Origin of the sequence: Micrococcus sp. GPGPB33 (genome assembly GCF_037853785.1) — a bacterium.
GTDB lineage: Bacteria > Actinomycetota > Actinomycetes > Actinomycetales > Micrococcaceae > Micrococcus > Micrococcus luteus.
On sequence record NZ_JAQMWO010000002.1, the window covers coordinates 2,581,010 to 2,590,444 of the forward strand.

The following is a 9,435-nucleotide window of genomic DNA, read 5'->3' on the forward strand; positions in this document are numbered from 1 at the left end:
CGAGTTCCTTGCTCGAGTGGAGGACGCGATGCGAAGTCGCATCGCAGCTGATCCTAAACTCGCGTGAAGCCCCTGCTCGGCACGAGATCCCCAGTCCCTAGGATGGGCAGGATCAGCGCGGACAGCGCCACATGCCACTCGGCCCAGAGAAAGAACACCCGTGTCTCGACTGACTGACCTGCTCGCCCAGGCCCGCAAGATCGACCCGCAGCTGGCCGCAGACCTGGAAGCTGAGTTCCGTCAGCTCACCCGACGCAACCAGTTCGGTCTCGTGTTTGAGCGCCACCAGCCCGAAGCTGTGGAGCTGCCCGGGCGACCCGTACGCCGCGGAGACACCGTCCGCGTGCTGCCCCCGCGCGGGACCCTCACCATCGGGGACACCCGACACTGGGTCGTCACCGACCTCGAACGCACCCCAGACGGCAAACAAGCCCACCTGACCGAAGCAGACGTCGACCCCGAGGTCCGCGAACCGGCCACCTCAACAGCAGCACTCGAGGACCTGGTGGTCGTCGCCCGATTCGAGGACCCGATCTACCCGGGCCTAGTCGAGACAGGCCGCGTCGAAAACGGCGGGCCTGACAAGCCGTTCCACACGGTCATCAACGCCGAGAACTTCCACGCCCTCGAAATGCTCACCTACACCCACCGCCACAAGGTGGACTGCATCTACATTGACCCGCCGTACAACACCGGGGCGAAGGACTGGAAGTACAACAACGACTACGTCGCCTCCGATGACGACTACCGCCACTCCAAGTGGCTGTCCTTCATGGAACGCCGCCTCCAGGTTGCCCGCGAACTCCTCAATCCTGAGGACTCCGTCCTGATCGTCACCATCGACGAGAAGGAGTACCTCCGCCTCGGAATGCTCCTAGAGCAGACGTTCCCTGAAGCGCGGATTCAAATGGTTTCTTCGGCCATGAATGCTAAGGGCGTTGCTCGAAATGGGTACTTCCGCCGCACCGACGAATATATCTACTTCCTCATGCTGGGGCGCGCATCCCCATCCAGGTTGCCCCTGATTAGCGAGTGGGATACGGGCGCGTCCACTTCCTCCGCCACCGTAACCCCCAAGAACGACCCGGGCTGGACGTCCATGATGAGGCGGGGATCAAACTCCAGGCGCCAGGACCGGCCCAATGGCTTTTACCCGATCTATGTCGACCCTGAGTCGCGAAAGATTGTGTCGGTGGGCGCGCCTATACCTCCGGAGTCTTCGGAGGCTCCGCCAATTAGGGGGCTCAAGGCGGTGTTGCCGATCCGTCGCGACGGGTCTGAGGGTAGGTGGCAGGTCGGGGCCGACGAACTGATGGTCCGCCAACAGCAGGGTCGCGTGCGGTTGGGTCGCGAAACCCACTACGGATATGTGGTGAACTATCTCCCAGATGGGGCTTACGCCAGTGTTCTGAATGGCCAGTTCAAGGTTATCGGAAATGAACCCGACGGATCCCTCACTGTAGAGGCGGTTGGCGACCCCTTAAATTTCCGCATGGCACCTACGCAGTGGAAGATTGCCAGTCATAATGCTTCCGAATATGGAACTACCTTCCTGCGCTCCCTCCTTCCCGGTCGTGCTTTCCCATTCCCGAAGTCTCTTTATGCCGTTGAGGATGCTCTACGCTTCTTCATCCAAGAAAAACCTCACGCGGTCGTGCTGGACTTCTTCTCAGGCTCTGGAACAACCGCTCACGCTGTCATGCGCCTGAACAAGCAGGACGGTGGGCGCCGTCAGTGCATCAGCGTGACGAACAACGAGGTGTCCGCTGAGGAGCAGAAGGGTCTACGCGTGAAGGGGCTTCGTCCCGGGGATGCGGAGTGGGAGCAGTGGGGCATCTGCGACTACGTGACCAAGCCCCGCGTCACTGCGGCCATCACGGGCAAGACCCCGGCTGGGGACCCGATCAAGGGCGAGTACAAATTTACTGACGAGTTCCCCATGGCCGACGGCTTCGGGGAGAACGCGGCGTTCTTCACGCTGACCTATGAGGCGCCCCGGCAGGTGCGTCGCAACCGTGCCTTCGCCCGGATCGCGCCGATGCTCTGGCTCAAAGCCGGCTCTCGCGGTCGCATCATCTCCAATCTTCCGGAACGGGGCTGGGATGTGGCCCAGGCTTACGGGGTGCTCGAGGACATGGACCATGCCCCCGAGTTCTTGGCCGCCCTGGGGGCGTGTCAACTTGTCTGTGTAAGCGGGGTGGTCACAGGTAGGGGTTGATCCGGTCGGGGTAGGCCGCGGCGAGCTGGGCGAGGGCCTGCTTCCAGTTCGTGACGGCCTGACCTTCGACGAGCCGGCCCTGGGCTTTGCGCTGGCCGGCGGGTTTGCCCCGGTCCCGAGCGCGTTCGGCGGCGCGTTTGTCTTCGATGTTGCAGATCGCCAGCCAGAGCAGCTTCACCGCCGCCTCGGTCGAGGGGAAGTGGCCGCGGTTCTTGGTCACCTTCCGTAGCTGGAAGTTCAGCGACTCGATGCTGTTGGTCGTGTAGATGACCTTGCGGAGCATGGGTGGGAACTGCAGGAACGGGATGAACCGCTCCCAGGAGTTCGCCCAGGTCGCGGCTGCAGACGGGTACTTCGTGCCGAGCTCGGAGGCCTCGAACTCGGCCAGCGCCTTCCTCGCGGTCTCTTCGTTGGGGGCGGTGTAGATCGGCTTCAGCGCGGCGGCGACCTTCTTGCGGTCCTGGTAGGCCACGAACCGCATCGCGGCCCGGATCAGGTGAACCACGCAGGTCTGGACCATCGAGTCCGGCCACGTCGCCTCGACCGCCTCCGGCAGGCCCTTGAGCCCGTCGCAGCACACGATCAGCACGTCCTGCACGCCCCGGTTGGCGAGATCGGCGCAGACGTGGGCCCAGAACGCCGAGCCCTCGGTGTCCTGGACCCAGATCCCCAGCACGTGCTTGATGCCCTCGAGGTCCACGCCGACGGCGATGTAGGCGGCACGGTTGAGGACCTGGCTGTTCTCTCGGATCTTGATCCGGATTGCGTCGAGATAGATCACCGGATAGAACTCCTCCAGCGGCCGCGACTGCCACGCCAGGACCTCTTCGCTCACGGCGTCGGTGATGTTGGAGATCGTCTCGTGCGACAGGTCCGTGCCGATCGTGGAGGCCAGGTGGTGCTGGATGTCCCGGATCGTCATTCCGCCGGCATAGAGGCTGATGATCATGTCATCCAGGCCCCCGAGGCGCCGCTGGCCCTTGGGCACCAGGCGCGGGGTGAACGACCCGCCCCGGTCTCGCGGGACGTCCAGCTCGATCGGCCCGACCTCGGACTCCACGGTCTTCGGGGTGGTCCCGTTGCGGGAGTTGGCGTGCTTCAGCGCCTCGCTCGAGCCCTTCTCGTAGCCCAGATGGCTGGTCAGCTCGGCCTGCAGGCCCCGCTCGAGCGCGGCCTTGACCAGCGCGGGCACGAACCCGCCGTCACCGGTGAGCTCGACGCCGCCCGCGTCGATCTGCGCGAACAGGGAATCAAGCTGCCCTGAGGCTTTCAGCTGCTCGACCAGGTCCTGGCCCGAGGGCTCGCCTGGGTTCTTCTCGTCGATCATGGTCATGATTCTTACCGTTCCTCTCGGTACGGCTTACACAGACCATCTGACACGCCCCGCCCTGGAGGCTGACCCCCAGGTAGGGATGGCGTTCATCGTGACCGACTCCGAGGTGGCTTTCCAGTCCGTGGCCCGGCAGCTGCCTGAACACACCACCGCGGTGCGCCTGTACGAGTCCTACCTGCACAACTTCCAGATCAACCGGAGGGCCTGACCCCCATGCGTTACACCCTCAAGGACTACCAGGCCCAGGCTGTCGAGCAGGTCCTGAACCGGCTGCATCGGGCCAGGAAGAACTACCAGGACGACGGCGTCCTGTCCCAGTTTTCCCTGGCCGCGGCCACCGGGGCCGGCAAGACGGTGATGGCCGCGGCCATCATCGAGGCCCTGTTCTTCGGCTCCGACCAGTACACCGAGGACATCGCCCCCGACCCCGGGGCCACCGTGCTCTGGTTCTCTGACGACCCGGACCTGAACGATCAGTCCCGCGCTCGGATCCATGCCGCCTCCTCCGAGCTCGACGGTCGGCTGCGCACCGTGGAGAACTCCTTCGCCGAGACCACCTTCGCCCCCGGGCAGGTGTACTTCCTCAACGCCCAGAAGCTGCGCGAAGGCGCCCGACTCGTGCGCGGCGCGGCGGACCCCAGCGGCCCCGACACCCCGGTGATGGCCGCCCCGGACATGGCACAACGCACCATCTACGACGTCATCGCCAACACCGTAGCCACCCCCGGACGAACCCTGTACTTCATCCTGGACGAGGCCCACCGGGGCATGAAGACCACCAAGAAGAACGACCAGGAGCGGGCCACCATCGTCCAGCGCCTGATCAACGGCACCGCCCTGGCCCCGGCCATGCCGATCGTGCTCGGGATCTCCGCCACCGTGGAACGTTTCACCCAGGCCATGGCCCACGCCACTGACCGGGACGCGCTCTCCCCCGTGCAGGTCGACCCCGCGCTCGTGCAAGCCTCCGGGCTGCTCAAGGACGATGTGGTCCTCACCATCCCCGAGGAAGCCGGCGCCTTCGACACCACGCTGTTGCGCGAGGCAGTGGCCCGCACCAAGGCCTCCACCAGAGCCTGGGCGGCCTACGCCGCCGAGCAGGGCGAAACGAACCCGGTGGTGCCGCTACTGGTCGTGCAGGTCGCCGACAAGCCTTCCGATGAGCACCTCTCCCGGATCCTGGACGTCATCCACCAGGAGTGGCCCGAGCTGCGGCCCCAGAACATCAACCACGTCTTCGGCACCCACACCGACCGGCACCTGCCGGGCCAGATCGTCAACTACATCGCCCCGCAACGGGTGCAGGAGACCACCCACATCCGGGTGCTCCTGGCGATGGAGGCCATCTCCACCGGGTGGGACTGCCCCCGGGCCGAGGTGCTGATGTCCTTCCGCACCTACAAGGACGCCACCTACGTGCACCAGCTGCTGGGCCGGATGGTCCGCACGCCGCTGGCCCGGCGCATCCCGGGCGACGAGGTGCTCAACTCCATCGACTGCTTCCTGCCCCACTTCGACAAGGCCACCTCCACCGCCATCGCCCAGACCTTGATGCGTGGACAGTCCGAGATGGACGACACCACCTGGGACCCCACGGGCCGAGCCTCACGGCGGGTGCTGTTCGACCCCGTTGTCTTGACACCGAACCCGGCCATCGGCGACCCCGTGTGGGAGGTCTTCGACTCCCTGCCCACGATGAGCATCCCCCCAGGCACCACCAAGCCCCTCAAGCGCCTGGACATCCTGGCCAACGCCCTCTCCAACGACGGGTTGCTGCCCGGGGCGGTCAAGACCGCCGAACAGGCGATGTGCATGGTCCTCGACGGGCGCCGAGTGCAGTACTCCGAGCAGATCGCCGCCGCCCGCCAGGATGTGCTCACCCTGTCCGCTCAGCGGATGCACGGCCGGCTCGGCACCGAGGAGCTCACCAGTACCAGCCTGGAGCTGATAGCCGATGACCGGGCCATCGAGGAGGCCGCCGCCGCGGCGGCCCGCACCCTCACCGGGTGGATCGCCGGGGCCTACATCGACCACATCGTCCCCGAGGACGAAGAGGATCTCGACCTGCGCGAAGGAGACATCATCGTCGCCTCCCTGGCCCGCACTCCCGAGGTCGTCGCCGATCTGGAGGCCGAGGCCGACAAGCTCGTGCAGAACTGGCTGAGCCAGTACCGCGTGCAGATCAACGGCCTGACCGATGAGCGCCAGGCAGTGTACGACCGGGTGCGGGAGATGGCCCGCCGGCCCGAGCGCAAGGACCTGGCCCGGCCGAAGCGGCCACACGCCGACCGGCAGCGCCGCCTCCCCGACGGCACTGCTTGTTCCCTACCCACTCGCCCTCTCCACCTGATGGCCGACGAGGACGGCACCATCCCCGTGGACCTGAACACCTGGGAGACCCTGGTGCTGGATCGAGAGTCCGCCGAGCCGTCCTTCCGAGGCTGGTACCGCAACCCCTCCCGCACGACCACGGACTCCTTGGCCATCGCCTACCAGGACGGCGCCGGCCAGTGGCAGGCCCTGCGCCCGGACTTCGTGTTCTTCCACGCCAACCAGGACGGCACGATCCGCGCGGACATCGTGGACCCCCACGGCACGCACCTGGCCGACGCCTTGCCCAAGCTGCGGGGCCTGGCCGAGTACGCCCAGACCCACGGGGACGCATTCGGCCGGATCGAAGCCGTCGCTGAGATCGAGGGGCAGCTGCGGGTGCTGGACATGAAGAACGACGTCGTCCAGGCCGGCGTCCACGCAGCCCAAGACGCTGAATCCCTGTACAAGGCCGCGCCCACGTAATGAAGCCAAAACTCAAGGGACGCCGGCGGCCGAGGATGGGGTTCAGGCTGAGGCTTGCCGGCGCAACGAGGTGTACAGGGTCTGCCGGCTCACCCCGAACGTGCGCGCAACTTCGGCCTTCGGGATCCCCATCTCGATCATCACGCGCGCCTGCTCCACGTCGGTGTCCGAGAGCTTCGGGGCCTGGACGTACTTGCCGCGGGCCTTGGCTAGGGCGATGCCTTCGGCCTGACGCTCCTTGATCCGCCGGCGCTCGAACTCAGCGAACGCCGCCAGGATGCCCAGCATGAGCCCATCCACCGGTGAGGTGCCGGACTTGTCCACGGTGATCCGCTCGGACACGAACTGGACCGCGCAACCCTTGTCTGTGATCTCGTCCACGATCGCGTGCAGATCTCGGGTGTCCCGGCCGAGCCGGTCCATGGAGGCGATCTTCACCAGGTCCCCCTCACGGACGTACCTTCATCAGCTCCGCCAATCCGGCGCGCTTGGCGCGGGAACTGCCGGAGATCTTGTCCTCGAAGACCCGGTCACACTCCCCCACCGCCTCGAGCTGGCGATCCAGGTTCTGCTCGGCCGAGCTGACCCGCACATAGGCCACAGTCTGTCCAACCACGTCTTAGACCCTCCGACACTTCTGTCTAACGGCCCAGTTTGGGACCGTCTCTGACGTGATGGTCTCGTGGGCGGACGGGGTGTGTAAAGGGGTATACCCGGCTTGACGCCGGGATGGGGCAATGAACACCCAGCTGGATTGTGAGGCATCCCTCTGTCGGAGCGTTGACGTTTACTTTACTAACCTGTTAGTATAGTTTCGTTGATGCGACTACAGGCAGAGGACAGGGGTACAACAGTGAACGACGTTGGATCATCGCCGCGGCGGTGGTGGCTGCTCATGACCGTGGGGGCCGGCCTGCTACTCATCACCCTCGACAATTCGATCCTCTACACCGCCTTGCCTACGTTGACCGCAGACCTCGGCGCGTCCGGATCCTCGACACTGTGGATCATCAACGCCTACCCCCTGGTCATGGCTGGCCTCCTCTTGGGAGCAGGCACACTGGGCGATCGCATCGGCCACCGCCGAATGTTCGTCGTCGGCCTGTGGATCTTCGGTGCCGCATCACTGGCAGCGGCATTCTCGCCCAACCCTGCCTTCCTGATCGGCGCCAGGGCACTCCTCGCTGTGGGGGCCGCAGCGATGATGCCCGCCACGCTTGCTCTGATCCGCCTCGCGTTCGACGATCCTCGTGAGCGCAACATCGCCATCGCCATCTGGGGGAGCCTGTCGATCGCGGGGGCAGCGCTCGGACCCATTCTCGGCGGCGCCCTTCTCGAACGGTTCTGGTGGGGATCTGTTTTCCTCATCAATGTCCCCGTTGTTGCCATCGCACTTGTGGCGACCGCAATCATCGCGCCGCACAACCATCCCGATCCGTCGAAGAAGTGGGATCTCGTCTCATCCCTCTATGCGATGGTCGGGCTGGTGGGCACCGTGCTCGTCATCAAGGAACTGGCCCATATTCCACAGAACTGGGTTCTGATCGCAGGGGCGCTGGCGTCAGCAGTCATCGGGTTCGTCCTCTTCGTGCGACGCCAGGGCCGATTGGAAGAACCACTCATCGAGTTCTCCATCTTCCGCAACCGCGCCTTCGCTGGCGGCTCTCTGGCAGCCTTCTTCGCGATGTTCACCATCGCTGGCGCCCAGCTCGCGACCACACAGCGCTTCCAGCTCGTCGAGGGCTTCACCCCCCTGCAAGCAGGCCTGCTAGTCGCAGCCATCGCGCTTGGCGCCCTGCCCTCAGGTGTCCTAGGGGCCGCGATCCTGCACATCGTGGGCCTGCGGATCATTATCTCCGGCAGCCTCGCCATCGCCGCCCTAGGACTAGCTCTCGCCGTGCTGGCCTCTGCGAACGGATCACTACCCCTGCTGGTCGTCAGCTTCATCGTGACCGGCTTCGGCCTGGGCGGCACCTGCGCCGTCGCTTCCGCCGCCATTATGGGCAACGCGCCTCCGCGAAAGGCCGGCATGGCGGCCTCGATCGAAGAAGTCTCCTATGAGATGGGCTCCCTCTCGGCTGTAGCACTCCTCGGGAGCCTCCTGACCTTCGTCTACGCCACAGTCGTCCGACTCCCGGATGGCACTCCCGCCGCAGCGGGGGAGAGCATTGCCGATGCCCTCGGGATCGCCGACGGAGATCTCGACGTGATCGCAGCCGCCACCTCCGCCTACGACACGGCCTATTTGGTCACGATGATCGTCCTCGCTGTCATGCTGGCTAGTGGAGCCGCTCTGACCAATCGGCTGCTCCGCGCTTACGGGCGCGGCAGCGAGGCAATGGAGTACGCCGAAAACCACTGAACCAATCGGAGGGGCGCATGATGGTGCGTGAGAGCAAGAAGACCATGATCCTCGACGCCGCGATCCAAGTGATCGAGGAAGACGGGATCACAGCAGTCACGTTTGACTCTGTCGCGGCCGCTGCAGGGATCACCAGGGCCGGGATCATCTACCACTTCCCGTCACGAGACGACTTGATCGCTGCGATCCACCAGAGACTCGCTGATCGCTGGGAGCGGCAGTTAGAGATCGCCTGTGGAAAGCCGACCGCTGAGGCAACGCCGATGGAGCGCCTGACCGCCTACATACTCACTTGTTCGACAGCCGCCTCCCACGCCGAGTTCCAGATGATTCTCGACAGCCAGCACACCCAGCACAAGGCGATCTGGGAAGACCTCATCGACCGATGGACCGGACGTAGCGAACGAGACGAAGCTGAGCGCGACCAGATGACCTCGCTCGCCCTGCTCGCTGCTGACGGGCTCTGGGTCAACGACCTGATCGGAAGCAGGCCCATCTCACAGGACCACCGGAGTGAAACCGCAAAGCAGATCATCGCGCTACTCCAGAATGACGTCCATGAATCCGAGGCCAAGCCCAACGGGTAAGCGAGCCAGCGCGCGGTTGGAGAAGGCCGGATCGACGAATCCGTCGAGCGCGATGATGGGCAACCCTGTCAAGCAAGATCGCACCCTGGCACCTCTGTCCAGCAGCACCCAACTGGCTCTGACACATGCGCCTAGTGGG

The 9,435-nt window shown here is 65.1% G+C and carries 7 protein-coding genes; 4 read left to right on the plus strand and 3 right to left on the minus strand.

Annotated features, from left to right (window positions below):
• The first annotated feature begins 160 nt into the window (after positions 1 to 160).
• The gene (locus POD19_RS12230; RefSeq protein ID WP_340309492.1) at positions 161 to 2,218 is read left to right on the plus strand and encodes a site-specific DNA-methyltransferase; all 2,058 of its coding nucleotides are present in this window, start codon (positions 161 to 163) and stop codon (positions 2,216 to 2,218) included.
• Here the strand turns inward: POD19_RS12230 and POD19_RS12235 are convergent.
• On the minus strand, positions 2,202 to 3,545 hold the full coding sequence (locus tag POD19_RS12235) for an IS256-like element ISMlu11 family transposase (RefSeq protein ID WP_095354206.1): 1,344 nt from the start codon (positions 3,543 to 3,545) through the stop codon (positions 2,202 to 2,204). The genes POD19_RS12230 and POD19_RS12235 overlap by 17 nt on opposite strands.
• Positions 3,546 to 3,764: 219 nt before the next feature.
• Here POD19_RS12235 and POD19_RS12240 point away from each other — a divergent pair, with 219 nt between their 5' ends.
• Positions 3,765 to 6,347, plus strand: a complete 2,583-nt coding sequence (locus tag POD19_RS12240; protein ID WP_340309493.1) for a DEAD/DEAH box helicase — start codon at positions 3,765 to 3,767, stop codon at positions 6,345 to 6,347.
• Between the two features lie 42 nt (positions 6,348 to 6,389).
• Here POD19_RS12240 and POD19_RS12245 read toward each other — a convergent pair whose 3' ends face one another.
• A complete protein-coding gene (locus POD19_RS12245; protein ID WP_340309494.1) occupies positions 6,390 to 6,785 on the minus strand; it encodes a recombinase family protein in 396 nt (131 codons plus the stop codon).
• A gap of 10 nt (positions 6,786 to 6,795) precedes the next feature.
• Positions 6,796 to 6,963, minus strand: coding sequence for a recombinase family protein (locus tag POD19_RS12250; RefSeq protein WP_340309495.1), 168 nt, complete (start codon positions 6,961 to 6,963; stop codon positions 6,796 to 6,798).
• Positions 6,964 to 7,242: 279 nt separating this feature from the next.
• Between POD19_RS12250 and POD19_RS12255 the strand changes: the two genes are divergently transcribed.
• Together POD19_RS12255 and POD19_RS12260 are read left to right on the plus strand one after the other, a co-directional pair.
• On the plus strand, positions 7,243 to 8,709 hold the full coding sequence (locus POD19_RS12255) for an MFS transporter (protein WP_069942079.1): 1,467 nt from the start codon (positions 7,243 to 7,245) through the stop codon (positions 8,707 to 8,709).
• 17 nt (positions 8,710 to 8,726) lie between these two features.
• Positions 8,727 to 9,296: a TetR/AcrR family transcriptional regulator gene (locus POD19_RS12260; protein ID WP_083325249.1), complete on the plus strand. Its 570-nt coding sequence runs from the start codon at positions 8,727 to 8,729 to the stop codon at positions 9,294 to 9,296.
• Positions 9,297 to 9,435: the final 139 nt, after the last annotated feature.

What these genes read in the sequence shown, in the direction of transcription:
- POD19_RS12260 (WP_083325249.1), top strand. Translation starts at nt 8,727, where the DNA reads ATGATGGTGCGTGAGAGCAAGAAGACCATGATCCTCGACGCCGCGATC.
- POD19_RS12235 (WP_095354206.1), bottom strand. Translation starts at nt 3,545, where the DNA reads ATGATCGACGAGAAGAACCCAGGCGAGCCCTCGGGCCAGGACCTGGTC.
- POD19_RS12240 (WP_340309493.1), top strand. Translation starts at nt 3,765, where the DNA reads ATGCGTTACACCCTCAAGGACTACCAGGCCCAGGCTGTCGAGCAGGTC.
- POD19_RS12255 (WP_069942079.1), top strand. Translation starts at nt 7,243, where the DNA reads ATGACCGTGGGGGCCGGCCTGCTACTCATCACCCTCGACAATTCGATC.